Genomic DNA, 15,804 nt, shown 5'->3' on the forward strand with positions numbered 1-15,804 from the left:
TTTAGGCTGGTCAGGTGGTTAGAAGTACAAGCCCCTGGCTTTAGACATGGGGTTGGTTTCTACGGAGTCCCTGACATGATTAGGGGTGGGAAATCGAAACCTTGGGGTTCTATGACACTATGACCACTAGCTAGCCCATTGCTTTCCGAGAGTGAAGCCTCGGCGCGCTCGGCTATAACCCCCTTGATAACATACAGATAGCCCCTGTAGGAGATTACCCATTGGTGGGGAGTGCCTTTGCGATCGCGCGGATTAAACCCATTCCGATTCTGACTCGGCGACGCGAACTTCCACCGGGAACTCCATTGATGGGCGATCGCCGGATTGCAAGGGTTTTTTGACCGCGTTAGAGGCAGCCTGCTGTTCGCTGCTGGCTCTGGGATTAGCGCACAAGCCGAGTTTTTCCCCCAGGGTAGCCCAGGTTAGGGAAGAGAGTTGTTCTCGCCGATTGATGAGGTAGATGCTGACCAGAGTCAGGAAAACGCCGATCCACTGCAATGGAGACAGGGTTTCCGACAATAAGAGGTTGCCAAAGAGCAAAGCAAAGACGGGGGTCAGAAACGTCAGGGCGCTGAGGCTGGTGAGGTTGCCCCGCGAGGCGAAGTAGAAGAATAGACCATAAGCGACGGCTGAGCCAAACACGGTGGAATATGCCAAAGCCATCGAGCCAGTTAGATCTAGATTAACCCATTGCTCAGATTCAGCGATCGCCGAGAGCATCCATAACGGCAATCCGCCGAGAATCATGTGCCAGCCGGTGGCGACCACCGGATCGGCGTGACGAGAGACAAAGCGCACCATTACCGTGCCTCCCGCCATCGACAGCGCCGCCAACAGCATCAACCATTCGCCATTTTGGAAGAGGGTGGCGAAGTTGGGAGAAATCGCCGAAATTTGGCCGTGGAGGAGGGAAAGAATCCAGGCATCGGGCAAACCGATGAGACTGATGCCGAGAATACCGAGGGTCAAACCGATTGCGCCCCACTTGCCAATGATTTCGCCAAAGAGCCACGCACTGAGCAAAGCGACAGCGAGGGGTTGCGAGTCGATCATGACCGACCCCAAGCCGGCATCGGTGCGGACTAAGCCTTCAGATAAGAAGCCTTGAAACATCACGCCATCGACTAAGGCAAACAAGGCGATCCACAGCCATGCCTTGGGGGTGCGCGGTTGAGGGCGTCCTTGCATGGCGGCGAAAGCCAGGAGCAATACCCCTGCCGGCACCAAACGCACCCCAGCCATAAATAGAGCGGTGGTGTTAGGGATCGCGGCTTTCATGGCGACCATTGCGGTGCCCCAGAAGAAAAAAGGGGCGATGGTCAACCAGGGGAAAAATGGGTTTTGAGAATCTGTTGATTTTAATTGCATTAGCTTTTGCGAAGTTTTGAGCGATTGTCGCCCCTAGGGTTGCAGTGCTTCGTGCTGGGGGAGGGGCGTTGATGATTAAGATTTATTGCTTAATTGTACTAAATTATGTATTTTTGTTAAGAGGCAGACGCCAACCGAGCGGGAGGGAGGCGTCAGAGGGTGGCTGGGGTTTTCTGCAGGTGGGGACAGTCCGCAGGAAACGGGAAACGGATGATGGCGCGGGAAACCGAACCGTTGCGATCGCCCAAGTGGGTCAGAATCGAAGACAATGGAAAGGGGTGAGGGATCGATTCTGACCGCCAAGCACAACGATGACCGAAGTGGGAGACATGCGCCGGGGGCAACAAGCCCCTGGGACGATCGCCAACGCCGCCTGCTGTGGGAGGTGGCCCCACCCCGGTTGACCGCCAGCTCCTCGCCGCAACCTAACTCATTGACTAACAGATTGCCTAACTGCCCATGATTTGGCCTTTTAAGAAGTTTCGCAAGAAAATTGCGCGGATTGAAATTAACGGCTTGATTGCCGGAAGCACGCGCAAAAAGATACTCGACGCTTTAAAAACCGTAGAAGAGCGAAAATTTCCCGCCTTATTGTTACGGATTGACAGTCCTGGCGGTACGGTGGGAGATTCCCAAGAAATCTATAGCGCCTTGAAACGGTTGAGCGAAAAAATCAACATCGTCGCCAGTTTCGGGAATATTTCCGCCTCTGGGGGAGTGTACGTCGGCATGGGTGCCCCGCATATCGTTGCCAACCCCGGAACCATTACGGGCAGCATCGGCGTGATTCTGCGCGGGAATAACTTAGAACGACTCCTGGACAAAATTGGCGTTTCGTTCAAAGTCATCAAGTCTGGCCCATACAAAGATATTTTGGGATTTGACCGAGAACTCAGCGACCCGGAAAAAGACATTTTGCAACAGATGATCGATACCAGTTACATGCAATTTGTCCAAACCGTAGCCGAAGCGCGCAATTTAGAGGTAGACCGGGTACGTTCTTTTGCAGACGGGCGGATTTTTACCGGGCAGCAAGCTTTAGAATTGGGGGTTATCGATCGCTTGGGGACCGAAGAAGAGGCGCGTCGCTGGGCCGCTGAACTGGCAGGTCTTGACCCGGATAAAACCGAGTGTTACACCTTAGAAGAACGCAAACCCCTGTTAAGTCGCTTAGTGGGCGGCACGCAGCTTGCTCCTACAGTGTCCGGGGGTATGAATTGGCTAGAATTTGAGCTATCTCATAGCGGACAGCCCCTGTGGCTTTATCGACCGTAATGAGATACTTGTTATTTGTTATTGGTTGTTGGTTAGTTGCACAGATTTAACAAATAACCAATAACCAAAAACGAACGACAACAATGGAGGATTTTGGCGTGGAGTGGAGAGTTAGGGCGATTCGTGGGGCAACCACGGCGGCGGAAAATTCGGCTTGTGCGATCGCAGAAGCGGTCACGGAACTGTTAGACGAACTCGAACAGCGCAATCAGTTAGATCCAGAGCAGATTATCAGTGCCACCTTTTCCGTGACCCGGGACTTGGATGCTATTTTTCCGGCGGCGATCGCCCGCCAACGTCCCCGCTGGGAAAACGTGCCGTTGTTGGACGTGCAGCACATGCACGTCCAAGGAGATCTAGAGCGCTGCATTCGGTTTTTAATACAGGTCAACCTTCCCGCGAACCATATCCAGATTCATCATCCCTATCTGCGTCATGCGAAAAATCTCAGACCGGATTGGAGTTTCAGCCCCGCCGGGGAGAGATGACCCACCCGTCATGGGAAACCCGGGTCGAACCACCGGGAGGGGCGATCGCTCGCATCCGGAAGCATCGGCTTTACCGGGAGTTTCCAGAAGGCGGGACAGCCCTCTTCCCTGGGCAAGGTTGTCCGATCGCGGCGATCGCGAATCAAACTTCATAGCAGATAGGGGTGGCTGCAATACCCCTATCCCCATGAATAATGCGTGGCTTACAGATTGGCGGCAACAATCTGGAATCAAATGAGCCATTGTTTATCAAACATTTTCCAGTTTCTTATCCGCCTTGTGACCGTGATGGAAGCGAATCCCCAGAACGATGTCATAAAGGAAACTCCAAAAACTCTTGCCTTCCAACAGACCCAAAGACAGGGGAGACCCCTTGGCCTCGAGCAGCGGTTGGGTTTCCCGATAGGCGCGCTGGTAGTAGTACCAAGGGACAGAAGGCCATAGATGGTGAACCAGGTGGTAATTCTGACCCAAAATCAGGATATTGAGAATTGGACTGGGATAGACCCGGGCATTTTTCCAGCGATCGCGATCGGTAAACGGACGGTGGGGCAAATAATCAAAAAACAACCCCAGGGCCAGACCGACCACCAAAGCGGGGGAGAACCAGAAATTGAGAATGTAGCCCAGAAAGCCGTACTGACAGGCCACAAACACTACAGTGGCCACAAACAACCGACTCAAAAACCACTCGATCAACTCGTATTTGCGCCACAGACGTCGTTTAAAGAAAAACACCTCGTGGTAGAAAAAGCGAGCCGCAATCAGCCACAGGGGTCCGCCAGTGGAGACAAAATGGTCCGGATCGTTATCCGGATCGTTGACATTAGCGTGATGCTGCATGTGAACCCGGGTAAACACGGGAAACGCAAACCCCAACATCAGGGCACTGCCGTGACCTAAAATAGCATTCATCAGTTTGTCTCGGTGCGCCACATTATGACAGGCATCGTGAATCACCGTGCCGGACATATGCAGGGCAACCACATTGATAAAAAAGCAGCACCATCCAGGCCACTGCAGACACCAGTAACCTACGGTAGATAGCACCACCAAGGCGAGTGCGGCAAAAAACATCAGTAAGGTCGGATTGAAATCGCCCGGAGGTCCGAGCAATTCTTTGGGCACCGTTTTCGGCGGCATCGCCTCGGGCATTGTCGTCTTTACTCCTTTCAACGAATCCTCGCATAATGTACGATAGGCATTTATCAATATAAAGTTTTGTGAATCCACCAGTCTAATGATGCCGATTGATATAACGACTATTTATCAATTTCCCACTAAATGGTAAAGTAGCTGCAACCCTACCTTGGGAAAACGCAGTCAACGGCTATGCCTGCGTCACATCGGCGATCGCTCGTCAAAAATTACCACCCTCCTTGGGCTAGTAATTCTACCACCCTCATTTTCCGTTCATGCAATTGCAAAAATTTCTGCGTCGGACAAAGATTGTCGCTACGATTGGCCCCGCTACCAGTAAGCCAGAGATTCTGCGCGAGTTGATAGAAGCGGGTGCGACGACGCTGCGACTGAATTTTTCTCACGGCACCCACGAAGACCATCAGCGCAACATTCGCCTGATCCGCCAAACCTCGTTTGAACTCAATCAGCCCGTGGGGATTTTACAAGACCTGCAAGGGCCGAAAATTCGTCTGGGACGGTTCGAACAGGGGTCGATTTACCTAGAAAAAGGCGATCGCTTCATTTTGACCAGTCGTCAAGTCCCTGGCGATCGCCATATGTCGAGCGTCACTTACGAACCTCTGGCCGATGAAGTTCCCGAAGGAGCCACTATCCTCCTGGACGATGGCCGGGTGGAAATGCGCGTGGAAAAAATCGATCGCGCGGCGAAAGAACTCCACTGCGTCACCATCATCGGCGGTACCCTCTCCAACAGCAAGGGGGTCAACTTCCCCGGGGTTTATCTCTCGGTGACAGCCCTCACGGAAAAAGACCGGGAAGATTTACTCTTCGGTCTGGACCAAGGGGTAGACTGGGTGGCTCTCAGTTTCGTTCGCAACCCCCAAGATATCCTGGAAATCAAAGAACTCATTTCCTCTACCGGCAAGCACGTGCCGGTGATTGCCAAAATCGAAAAACACGAAGCGGTGGAGCAAATGGAGGCGATTTTGCCGTTATGCGATGGCATTATGGTCGCCCGAGGAGACCTGGGGGTGGAAATTCCCGCTGAAGAAGTTCCGATCGTCCAAAAAGATCTGATTGTCACCTGCAACCGTCTGGGAATTCCGGTGATTACCGCTACCCAAATGCTTGACAGCATGGTGAATAGCCCCCGGGCAACTCGGGCGGAAATTTCTGATGTGGCTAATGCTATTCTCGATGGCACCGATGCGGTGATGCTCTCCAATGAAACCGCTGTGGGCAAGTTCCCGGTGGAAGCGGTGGGTACGATGGCTCGCATTGCCTGTCGCATCGAACACGACCAAGCGATCGGTCAAGGGTTGGTTCGCGATCGCAATCGTTCCATTCCCAATGCCATCTCTCAAGCAGTGGTTAACATTGCCTCACAGCTCGACTCTGCCGCAATTATGACCCTGACTAAAAGCGGGGCCACCGCACGCAATGTCTCTAAATTCCGCCCCCAAACTCCGATTCTGGCGATTACTCCTCATGTGGATGTGGCGCGACAGCTTCAACTGGTCTGGGGCGTAAAACCTCTGTTGGTGTTGGATTTGCCCTCTACCGGTCAAACCTTCCAAGCGGCTATTAATGTGGCCCTGGAAAAGGAATTGCTCTCGGAAGGCGATTTGGTGGTAATGACCGCCGGGACTCTCCAAGGGGTTTCTGGCTCTACGGATTTGATTAAAGTTGAAGTGGTCACCGCCGTACTCGGTAAAGGCATCGGCCTCGGTCAAGGATCGGTGAGCGGTCGCGCCCGCGTTGCACAATCGGCGATGGAAATTGGCAACTTCAGTCCCGGGGAAATCCTGGTGGCCCCCCGTACCAGCGCCGATTTTGTGGATGCCATCCGCAAAGCCTCGGGGGTGATTACTGAGGAGGATAGCCTCACCTCTCATGCGGCTGTGATCGGCCTGCGCTTGGGGGTTCCGGTGATTGTCGGTGTCGAAAATGCTACCCGCCTGATTCGCGAAGGGGCAATTCTGACGATGGATATGGAACGCGGTTTGGTTTACTCGGGCGCTATCTCTCCCACGGATACCCTGCTAACTCCTTAACCGACCCCGGGAGAATGAAGAATTTAGAATTCATAACTCACAAGTTAACTATTCTCAATTTCCTCAATTCTCCCCCCCCTGCCCCTTCAGATGTACTGCCAAGGTACTGAATTTTTATTACGAAGAAATCGCTCATTCTTCCATAAAATAGGAGTTTTCGGGAGTGGAACTGGGCAAATCACCTGCAATCGCACTTAAAAAATTAATCTAATTGGCCGAATTGGTCTTAAAATATCAACTAACATCAACCCCGATTGAGCGTGGAACAAGCGCTATATCAACCAACACCCACTCACCAGATGACATAACTAGACAGCAATGCCGAAAGAGCACTTTAATCTGAATCTATCAAAGAGCCTGATTAACGCACTCAATGCCAAAGCGAAAGCAGATGGCCTAACTAAGGATGAAATGATTATCAACGCGATCGCTGAGTACGTTGACTATACCCCACTCGCCCCCAATGCGGCTTTGGAAAAGCGCTTGGTCACGATCGAAACCCGGATTGCGAGGTTGGAGGCATCAATGGGGGAATTAGTCGCCTGACTGGCGTCCCCACCAGTCAGGCGCTTCCTCCTCTCAACCAACTTCAACTGGCTAGACGCTTCGGGATTAACCCCTCTAGCGTCTCGCGTCAGAAAAGTAAGCCGAATTTCTCGATCTGGAGTCAGGAAAAAGACCCGGATGGCATTAGTTGGATTTATAAAAAGGGGAAATTTCACCCGCAACAGTAAAAGCTCTCTAGCTTACCATACTGAAGTAAATTTGTCAAGCTTGGGAGCAGGCGATCGCTCCTCGGCGGGTTCGCTCATCACCGGCAACTCAATATGGGATGGGTAAACTCGGTTGCGTTGCACCGCAATCTCTGGGGTACCCTCCGCAGGATATCGCGCAAAGGTGTCGGCATCATGGCCGGCGATCGCCACTCGCAGTCGATGTCCTTTCTCGATCGCCACTGAGGTGGGAAATAAATCAAACCTCAGTTCCATCACCTCTCCCTCCTCTTGACTCATCCCATCTTGTCCCTGAAACGAATGATAGGGGCCAAATATCCAATAGGGTGGCTCCTCATTCGAGACCTTGCGGTGCATCGCTCTCAACTGCCCCTCGGTGAGATAAAACACCTCGCCATAGGGGTTCACATCTTCTAAATACAGGTAAAACGCCCCATCGGTGGCCGTGGAACTGACGTAAAGCGTCACCACCGGATGCCCGGTAATTTCCATGTCTTTCGTTAGGGGCGCACTGGTGTAGGTGAGGAGTTTGCGATCCGCTGCGGCGCGATCGCCGTAAATCACATCCTTACCCCCCGCTTGGGTATGCCACCGATTATTCGTCCCCGTGGTGGCCTCGAAATTCACCCGGTAATTATCTGCCGCCTTCTGTTCAGTGGGTTTGTCCAATCTTAACTGGTTATCTGCCCCAAAATACCAGCGCTGCTTCACAATTCCCTCTGGCGGCCAAACTTTGGTGGTTTTCCACTTCTCCTCCCCCATCGTGTAATACTCGATTTCAGACTCCATCGGCCCAGGATCCGGGTTATCTTTCAAATAGCGATCGAAAAACGCTACCATCCCATCGATTTGTTCCGACAGGGGCGGATCCTCGGACATGTCCACCGGTTGATAGGGACTCGCATCCCGATTCCCCCCGTGGTTCCACGGCCCGATCGCTACTTTTTGCGGATTGCTCAAGGTCAAAAACCGACTCAGGGCACCATTGGCAGTGCCGGCATCCATCCAACTCGCCGCCGTCAACATCGGCACCTGCGATCGCTCGATCGCTTCTTTAAACGCATAGGGACTGAAATCCGCGATCGTCGCCCCACTCTCCCCAAATTCATCGTCCCGATAGGTAATTTGCTGCGCCGCTTCATACATATCCTCATTCTCCCGATGCTCTCGAATCGCCGCATTTAGCAATTTCGCCTCCGTGTCCCCATCCACCGGTTTGACCCCGGTAATTATCGCTTTCAATCCTTCACAAGTCTCCCCTTTGAACTCCTCCATCAAACACACAAAATCTTGGTCATTGGCATCGAGCATTTTGCTGTTTTCACTCCACTGCCGCACGAACCATTCGTTAAAAATACCCCCCGGAAATACCAGTTGCGTGTAAGGGTCAAAATCATTAAACCTCGGCGCGATCGCTTTCACTGCCGGATGATTCAATATCCCTAAAAACTCCGTAGCATTTCCCCCATACGAAATTCCATAACTTCCCACCTTCCCATTCGACCACGGTTGCTCGATAATCCAATCCACAATCTCTCCATAATCTTGGATTTCTTCCGCAGACCACGGATGCGGTTGCGTCCCAAATGACGCACCGCTACCGCGCACATCCACCAGAACCAACCCATACCCCTCCTGATTGGCAATCGTCGCTTCTTGATAATTCGGATCGAACTGCAGCGGCGACCCCATAAATCCAATCGAACGCCAATACCGATCCAACCGCATTAATGCCGGAATTTTCTCCCCCTCACCCAGATTCTCCGGCAACCATACATCGATCGCAATTTTCACCCCATCTCGCATGGTCACATAAAGCGCCTGGTTTCTCGGATAAACCCCGGATGCCTCTTCTCCTACTGCCATCCCCTGGGAGAAAAATGGCAAATTTACCACCGCTTCTCTGGCGGTGGAACTCCCAACAAATAATGTCAGTACCAGCGTTAAACTAAATAACCCTGTCAATAAAATCCACCGAATTCTATACCGTGGGGTTCGATGTTTCCCGGTTGATTTCTCTTGGCACTTGCTACCCATACTTTTATCCGATTTAAACCTTAACAACCTGAAAAAATTTAAGCCACCTATCCGATTCAACCTTGAATCCCCCATCTCAGGACACCTACCCCATCAGCATCCCATCGGCTCGTTTCTCGATTTTAGCAACGAAAAATGACTTAATTTTCCCAACATACAGTCATTTACAATCTCTGGCGCGCTCTACCATAGGTCAGTAACCAGGTAATTTCATCTCTCTACAAAACCCGCTATATTTTTATAATTTTACTCGTCTTTTATCGTTAAATCCACCTACTTTTACTGTCAAAAAATAAACTTTGACTGCCAACTAAAAATCGAAAAAATCTGCATAATTAATGAAAATGAGCCGTTTTTTTCTGCACTCCAATTTGATTTAAAATGATGCCGAGGATAATAATGCTGCCGCCAATGTATTGAGGCAATGTAGGCACTTCGCCTAAAATCAAATAGGCGGCTAATATGCCGGCGATCGGGCTAAAAGAACTCGCCAGAGACACATCCGATGCCCCAGTTTTTTTTAACCCTTGAAACCAACAGAGTTGACCGCCCACCACAATGAGCGCGCCATACAAAATCATCCACTGCCACACAAAGGGGGCAAAAACATCCATAAAATGACTCGGACCAAACAGTTTAAACACAATGACGAAAAATACCACCAGTCCGGTTCCGGTGCGAAAAATAGTAAAAATTGCTAGGGAAATTTGCCGCAGCTTCACTTTACTGATAACCGTGGATACGGCTAACGAAATCGCTCCCCCGGCGGCCATCAATTCTCCTTTTCCCAGATTAAAGCCCATTCCCATTTCTAGCATTTTTTCTCCCGGTTCGGGAATCAGGAGGGTCAAAATTACCCCAATAAATGAAAAAACTGCCCCCGCCACCACCCAGGGATTGACTCGTTCTCGCAATATCAACACGGACAAGGCTAAAATTAAAGGCGGCTCGATGCGTCCGATTAATATCACGTTATTAACCATTGTCAAGTCCAGGGCCATAAAGGTTAAAGCGGGCGCTAACGCACCGGAAAGCAACGCAACGCCCGACAAACCCACCCAATCACTCCAGGACAATTGTCGCAGGGTTTGCGGCGTCCATTGTTTCCCGTAGATTAAGATTAAAACTAAAACGGCGCAGAGATTGCCGGCGAATAAAACGTTGCAAAAGGAAATGGGATTTCTGCCGTCAATTAAATGGTTTGCGCCCAATTCGGTTAACTTTCGCAACACGGAATTTGCCGTAGCAAAAATTACGATCGCGAGCAGTAAATAAGTGCGTCCCGGGATTTTGCAGAATAAATTCGATATTTGTGCAGCAATTGGTAGCATATTGCTCCAGGGTATAGTGTAGGAGGTTGATAGTTTGGGGTTTCCCTCTCTGGAGGGGGAACGATCTAGATTTGGGTGCAGACGATCGCCATAAAATTTGCCTGAACCTCAATAATAGCCTCGGCGATCGCATTCCATTCATGTTATTTTTTTTGCAAATGCCTTGAGAGAAAATTACCCATTGCATGAACCTTGATTGAATCGTCTGGTTCCGGACTCGTGACGCTTCTAGTTTAGAATAGACCAATCTATCTGCAAACAGAGACTATGTTCGACAATAACAAGCAAATTTTGGGCTGGGTGATGTATGACTGGGCCAACTCTGCTTATGTCACCACCGTGGTGGTTGCCCTTTTACCCCCCTATTTTGCCGCTGCGATCGCCCCAGAGGGCATTACTATCGGTTCGCAAACATTCACCCCCACTTCTATCTGGGGATTCATGGTCAGCTTTTCGGCATTTTTTGTCTTTATTTGCGCCCCAGTTTTGGGGGCAATTTCTGACTTTTCTGCTGCCAAGAAAAAGTTTATGATGGCTTGCTGCTACGGCGGCAGTTTGGCCACAGTTTTACTGTTTTTTTCTCGCTCTGGCGATATCCTCTGGACGATGGTTTTGTTTATTATCGCCCAGATTGGTTTTGTGGCAGCTAATATTTTTTACGATGCTTTTTTGCCGCAAATTACTTCTGAGGATAAAATCGACTGGGTGTCGGGTCAAGGCTTTGCTTTTGGCTATGTAGGCGGCGGACTTCAGCTTGCTTTATCCCTCGGTTTAGTCGCGGGACATGAATGGGTGGGGATTTCTACAGAACAAGCCGTCCGAATCGCGATCGCAATGGCCGGTTTGTGGTGGGGTGGATTTTCTCTGATTACCTTTGCCTATTTAAAAGAAGAACCGCCCCTGGAATCTTTACCGGAAGAATATCGTCATTTACCCCCCTGGCTAGCCTATACCAAAGTCGGCATTACTCGCACGGTAGTGACCCTAAGAAAAGTGGGACGCTTTCAGCATTTATTGCGATTTTTAATTGCCTATTTGCTCTACAACAATGGCATCCAAACCGTGGTGGCAATGGCCACCATTTATGGCAAGGAAGAAATTAATCTTTCTAACACGCAATTGATGTTAACCCTGCTATTCATTCAATTTGTCAGCGTTTTTGGGGCGATAGGGTTTGGCAAACTGGCGGAAAAAGTGACGGCGAAAAAAGCTTTAATGATTAGTTTGCTTGGTTGGTCAGTTGTGGTGATTTATGCCTACTTTTTGACTACGGCGATCGAATATTTTATTATGGGTGCTGTGGTCGGTATCGTGCAGGGCGGTTCCCAAGCACTCAGTCGTTCTTTCTATGGCGCAATGATTCCCATCCACGCTTCCGCAGAATTTTATGGCTTTTATTCGGTATTCAATAAAGGTTCGTCCATTCTCGGGCCGCTGTCCTTTTCTCTGATTGGATTGTTTACGGGAAGCAACCGGGTGGCAATTCTTTCGGTTATCGTGTTTTTTGTCACGGGATTGGTGTTGCTTTATTTGGTGGATGTGGAGAAAGCGAAAGAAGCCAAAAATTCGCCGATGTTTGGCGGTGGGGGGTAGATTCGTGAAGGGGGAATTTCTCTGGCATCTAGAGGAATCCCTCTCAACAGAATGACTCCGCTTAGTTGGACTTTTTTTGCCCAGGCGCGATTGCAATTACCCGCTTTGTTGGTTTTTTGATGGCCACCACACATGCTGTTGTCAATCTCCATGACAATTGGATGAGAAATTTTCCCCAAAAACATCAAAGCCGGTGAACGAATGTCGTTACCGGCAGGGAGCATTTTTTTGGGGTTCAAACTTTAGATGCGCCAAGGGTGGAGAATCTAAAATTTTTCCTTTGCAATTGATTAGGTTTGGTCGCTATTTTCCGGAGAATTACCGGGAGAAGAATCGTAAAGGGCGTCTAAGCGTTCTCGCGCATCATCCACCGTCATGGATTTCATTACCATCAGGGGTTCGTTGACAATTTTGCCCGAAGCATCGAGCAATTCGGGGTGGGGAGTGCGGCGATTGTACTGCGCCAGGGGAGAATTGGGCGCGCCTTGATTCCATCTTGCGGGGGGATAGTTTCTCGACTCGCTACTGAGGGTGACTAAAGAACGAATCAAATTTCCCACCGCCAAAAATGCGAGGACGGTAAAAGCTAAAATGTAAAGCAGGTGCAACATAACGAGAACCTCCGGGGCAGTTAGCCAAATGTGTAATTTGATTTGATTTAAACAAAATTTTTTGTTAAATTGTCAAGACAATGCGCCGATCGCGCCTTGACTTGCAATTTAATTTAATATTTGGGGTCGCTTTTTTCAACTGTGACCCCTGCCGATCGCTAGACTGAATTCTCCCTGCGAAACCGCATCGATACTTGCCAGCATTCGGTCAGCAGCTTGTGCCAAGGCATCAATACTTCCATTTCTACCCCCGCTTGACCATCGGTGACTTTCAGTAGCATCTGGGCCGTGCTGACTTCTTGCTGGGCGGTTTGCAACCGGGACACCAAGTCCGCTTGCCCGTCCCGTCCTAAAAAGGAGATGTCCTCATTTTCCAGCAATGTCAGCGATCGGGCAAACCAATACTGGAAATCTTCTAAAAGTGGCTCCAGCACGGTCTTCAGCAAGTTTGGGTCTGGGAGATTTGGATTTAGCATACTTGAAAATTCGGTAACAAAGCTAGGCTAATTTTAACTTACTTTACAAATCGTAACATTTTGCGGCATTTTTTTCAAGCTTTTGCCCCGAGAAAAGGCAGCGTAGCAACAAAAACCTGGGGAAAGTCCATCACAGACAGCAAGCGCCATCAGGAGGCGATCGCCACATCCGCCCCCACTTCTAGCCGGTCAATTCCATCCCAATTCAACCCCATGACCCTTGACATTTACCCAAAAATATGGTAATAATCTCGTTTTACAGAATCGGTCTGGGAACCCATAGAGGAGGCGCAACCTCCGACTCCAGAAACAGCAACAACCGCTTTGCGCGCCAGCAACGCCAGCAAAACCCTGCCAAGTGGGCAATTAAGAATTAAGAATAAAGAATCGAGAACAAATAATTGATGGAGCATTGCTCAAATACCGCGATCGCCAATTTCCCCAAACCCAAGCGCGATCGCTTTTCAAACCTTTTCTGTAAAATAAGTCCCCAAAAAAGCAAACGAACCTTTAAAATAAAAAGAACAACAAACAAGAACCAACCATTAAAAGAAACAGCCGATGCCTAACTCTTCTCCTGCGTCCGAAGTACAAGCAGACAAAATCCATTTACCGCGTACCAGCGAATCGGAAAAACTGAAAAAGATTCGCCACACCGCCTCCCACGTAATGGCGATGGCGGTGCAAAAGCTTTTCCCCAAAGCCCAAGTCACCATCGGGCCTTGGATTGACTATGGCTTCTATTACGACTTTGACCTTCCCGATCCCTTCACGGAAAAGGATCTCAAAGCCATCAAAAAAGAGATGATTAAAATCATCAATCGCAAACTGCCCGTGATTCGCGAACAAGTCAGTCGCGAAGAAGCCGAAAAACGAATAAAAGAAATCCAAGAACCCTACAAACTCGAAATCCTAGCCGATATCAAAGAGGATCCGATTACCATCTACCATCTCGGCGAAGAATGGTGGGATTTATGTGCCGGTCCGCACTTAGAAAGCACTGCCGAACTGCACCCGAAGGCGATCGACCTCGAAAGCGTCGCCGGCGCTTACTGGCGCGGAGATTCCGCCAAACAACAGCTACAGCGCATTTACGGGACCGCTTGGGAAACCCCAGAGCAACTGCAAGAATATAAGCGCCGCAAAGAAGAAGCCCTCAAACGCGATCACCGCAAACTGGGGAAAGAATTGGGATTGTTTGTCTTTTCCGACCCCGTAGGACCGGGATTGCCCTTGTGGACGCCGAAAGGGACGGTGTTGCGGAGTCTGCTGGAAGATTTCCTCAAACAAGAACAAGTCAAGCGCGGGTATCTCGGTGTCGTCACCCCTCATATTGCCAGAATCGACCTGTTTAAAACCTCGGGACACTGGCAAAAATATCAAGAAGATATGTTCCCGATGATGGCAGAAGATCCCGACGCCGCTGCAGACGAACGGGGATTTGTCCTCAAACCGATGAACTGCCCGTTTCATATCCAAATTTATAAAAGCGAGTTGCGCTCTTACCGCGATTTACCCCTGCGAATGGCAGAATTCGGTACCGTCTACCGCTACGAACAATCTGGCGAACTCGGCGGTTTAACCCGGGTGCGCGGGTTTACCGTGGATGACTCTCACCTGTTTGTTACCCCGGACCAACTCGAGGCCGAATTCCTGAATGTGGTGGATTTAATCCTGTCGGTCTTTCAGAGTTTGCAACTGAAAAATTTCCAAGCTAGGTTGAGTTTCCGCGATCCGGAATCGGATAAATATATCGGGTCGGACGAGGCATGGAATAAGGCCGAAAATGCCATCCGTCACGCGGTGGAACAGTTGGGAATGGAGTCATTTGAAGCCCCGGGAGAAGCGGCATTTTATGGCCCGAAACTCGACTTTATTTTCCGGGATGCACTCGATCGCGAATGGCAGTTGGGAACAGTTCAGGTGGACTACAATTTGCCAGAACGGTTTGAATTAGAATATGTGGCCGAAGATGGTACCCGCAAACGTCCGGTGATGATTCACCGCGCGCCATTTGGTTCCCTGGAACGCTTGATCGGGATTTTGATTGAAGAATATGCCGGGGATTTCCCCTTCTGGTTAGCGCCAATTCAAGCGCGATTGCTGCCGGTTAGCGATGAGTTTTTGCCCTTTGCTAAAGAGGTGGCCAATCAAATGCGGGGGGCGGGAATTCGCGCCGAAGCGGATACCAGTGGGGAACGTCTGGGCAAGTTAATTCGCACGGCGGAAAAACAAAAAATTCCCGTGATGGCGGTTGTTGGTGCTAAAGAAGCAGAGTCGCAAACTCTCAGCATTCGCACCCGCGCGGGCGGTGAATTGGGAGCGATGCCCGTCACCGAAGCGGTGGAAAAAATGGCAAAAGCAAACCGCGATCGCGTTAATTTCTAATCGGGCGATCGCTCATACCCTGGTGACTAGAAGTAGAGTAGGGTGGGTTGGCTCTCCACAGCTAAAGAGTTATGTGGAAACCTTTAGGCAATGCCTACCCTACATATCGTTTTTTCAATGAGGAATTTACCCCATGCCTTCACCCTTTCCGGGAATGAATCCCTATTTAGAACAGCCGGATTTTTGGCCGGAAGTTCATCACTTGCTAATTAGCTTACTTCTAGAATCGTTAGTGCCTCAACTGCGCCCCAAATATCGGGTGGCGATTGAAAAGCGGGTGTATGAAATGGCGGGAAATGATAGCTT

General features: G+C 50.1%; 14 protein-coding genes. 8 read left to right on the forward strand and 6 right to left on the reverse strand.

Annotated elements, in window-relative coordinates:
- Positions 1-252 precede the first annotated feature (252 nt).
- Positions 253-1,368, reverse strand: coding sequence for a DMT family transporter (locus AC0QH1_RS21070; RefSeq protein WP_324633284.1), 1,116 nt, complete (start codon positions 1,366-1,368; stop codon positions 253-255).
- 459 nt (positions 1,369-1,827) lie between these two features.
- Between AC0QH1_RS21070 and sppA the strand changes: the two genes are divergently transcribed.
- From sppA to AC0QH1_RS21085, 3 genes are all read left to right on the forward strand, one after another.
- Positions 1,828-2,643: a signal peptide peptidase SppA gene (sppA, locus tag AC0QH1_RS21075; RefSeq protein ID WP_324633285.1), complete on the forward strand. Its 816-nt coding sequence runs from the start codon at positions 1,828-1,830 to the stop codon at positions 2,641-2,643.
- A gap of 83 nt (positions 2,644-2,726) precedes the next feature.
- Positions 2,727-3,131, forward strand: a complete 405-nt coding sequence (aroH, locus tag AC0QH1_RS21080) for a chorismate mutase (protein WP_442957350.1) — start codon at positions 2,727-2,729, stop codon at positions 3,129-3,131.
- The gene (locus tag AC0QH1_RS21085; RefSeq protein ID WP_324633286.1) at positions 3,128-3,286 is read left to right on the forward strand and encodes a hypothetical protein; all 159 of its coding nucleotides are present in this window, start codon (positions 3,128-3,130) and stop codon (positions 3,284-3,286) included. Before aroH ends, AC0QH1_RS21085 begins: the two co-directional genes overlap by 4 nt.
- A 94-nt stretch (positions 3,287-3,380) precedes the next feature.
- Here AC0QH1_RS21085 and crtR read toward each other — a convergent pair whose 3' ends face one another.
- Positions 3,381-4,286: a beta-carotene hydroxylase gene (gene crtR / locus AC0QH1_RS21090; RefSeq protein ID WP_324633287.1), complete on the reverse strand. Its 906-nt coding sequence runs from the start codon at positions 4,284-4,286 to the stop codon at positions 3,381-3,383.
- 260 nt (positions 4,287-4,546) lie between these two features.
- Between crtR and pyk the strand changes: the two genes are divergently transcribed.
- Positions 4,547-6,328 (forward strand): pyruvate kinase, encoded by a 1,782-nt coding sequence (pyk, locus tag AC0QH1_RS21095; RefSeq protein ID WP_324633288.1) that lies wholly within the window; start codon positions 4,547-4,549, stop codon positions 6,326-6,328.
- A 318-nt stretch (positions 6,329-6,646) separates the two neighbouring features.
- Positions 6,647-6,874, forward strand: a complete 228-nt coding sequence (locus AC0QH1_RS21100; protein ID WP_324633289.1) for a hypothetical protein — start codon at positions 6,647-6,649, stop codon at positions 6,872-6,874.
- Positions 6,875-7,074: 200 nt separating this feature from the next.
- Here AC0QH1_RS21100 and AC0QH1_RS21105 read toward each other — a convergent pair whose 3' ends face one another.
- Together AC0QH1_RS21105 and AC0QH1_RS21110 are read right to left on the reverse strand one after the other, a co-directional pair.
- Complete coding sequence (locus AC0QH1_RS21105) at positions 7,075-9,027, reverse strand: CocE/NonD family hydrolase (protein WP_324633290.1); 1,953 nt, start codon at positions 9,025-9,027, stop codon at positions 7,075-7,077.
- Positions 9,028-9,434: 407 nt separating this feature from the next.
- Positions 9,435-10,430, reverse strand: a complete 996-nt coding sequence (locus AC0QH1_RS21110) for a DMT family transporter (RefSeq protein WP_324633291.1) — start codon at positions 10,428-10,430, stop codon at positions 9,435-9,437.
- A 267-nt stretch (positions 10,431-10,697) separates the two neighbouring features.
- On the opposite strand from AC0QH1_RS21110, the gene AC0QH1_RS21115 reads away from it, so the two are divergent.
- The gene (locus AC0QH1_RS21115; RefSeq protein WP_324633292.1) at positions 10,698-12,023 is read left to right on the forward strand and encodes an MFS transporter; all 1,326 of its coding nucleotides are present in this window, start codon (positions 10,698-10,700) and stop codon (positions 12,021-12,023) included.
- A gap of 290 nt (positions 12,024-12,313) precedes the next feature.
- Here the strand turns inward: AC0QH1_RS21115 and AC0QH1_RS21120 are convergent, their stop codons facing one another.
- Entirely contained in the window at positions 12,314-12,634 is a 321-nt protein-coding gene (locus tag AC0QH1_RS21120; RefSeq protein ID WP_324633293.1) for a DUF2973 domain-containing protein, read from the reverse strand.
- Between the two features lie 158 nt (positions 12,635-12,792).
- On the reverse strand, positions 12,793-13,110 hold the full coding sequence (locus tag AC0QH1_RS21125; RefSeq protein ID WP_324633294.1) for a DUF2605 domain-containing protein: 318 nt from the start codon (positions 13,108-13,110) through the stop codon (positions 12,793-12,795).
- 561 nt (positions 13,111-13,671) lie between these two features.
- Here AC0QH1_RS21125 and thrS point away from each other — a divergent pair.
- Complete coding sequence (gene thrS / locus AC0QH1_RS21130) at positions 13,672-15,498, forward strand: threonine--tRNA ligase (RefSeq protein WP_324633295.1); 1,827 nt, start codon at positions 13,672-13,674, stop codon at positions 15,496-15,498.
- 133 nt (positions 15,499-15,631) lie between these two features.
- Positions 15,632-15,804: DUF4058 family protein (locus AC0QH1_RS21135; protein WP_324633297.1), on the forward strand; the 173-nt coding region annotated here is incomplete at its 3' end.

The organism is Phormidium sp. CCY1219 (genome assembly GCF_055795085.1).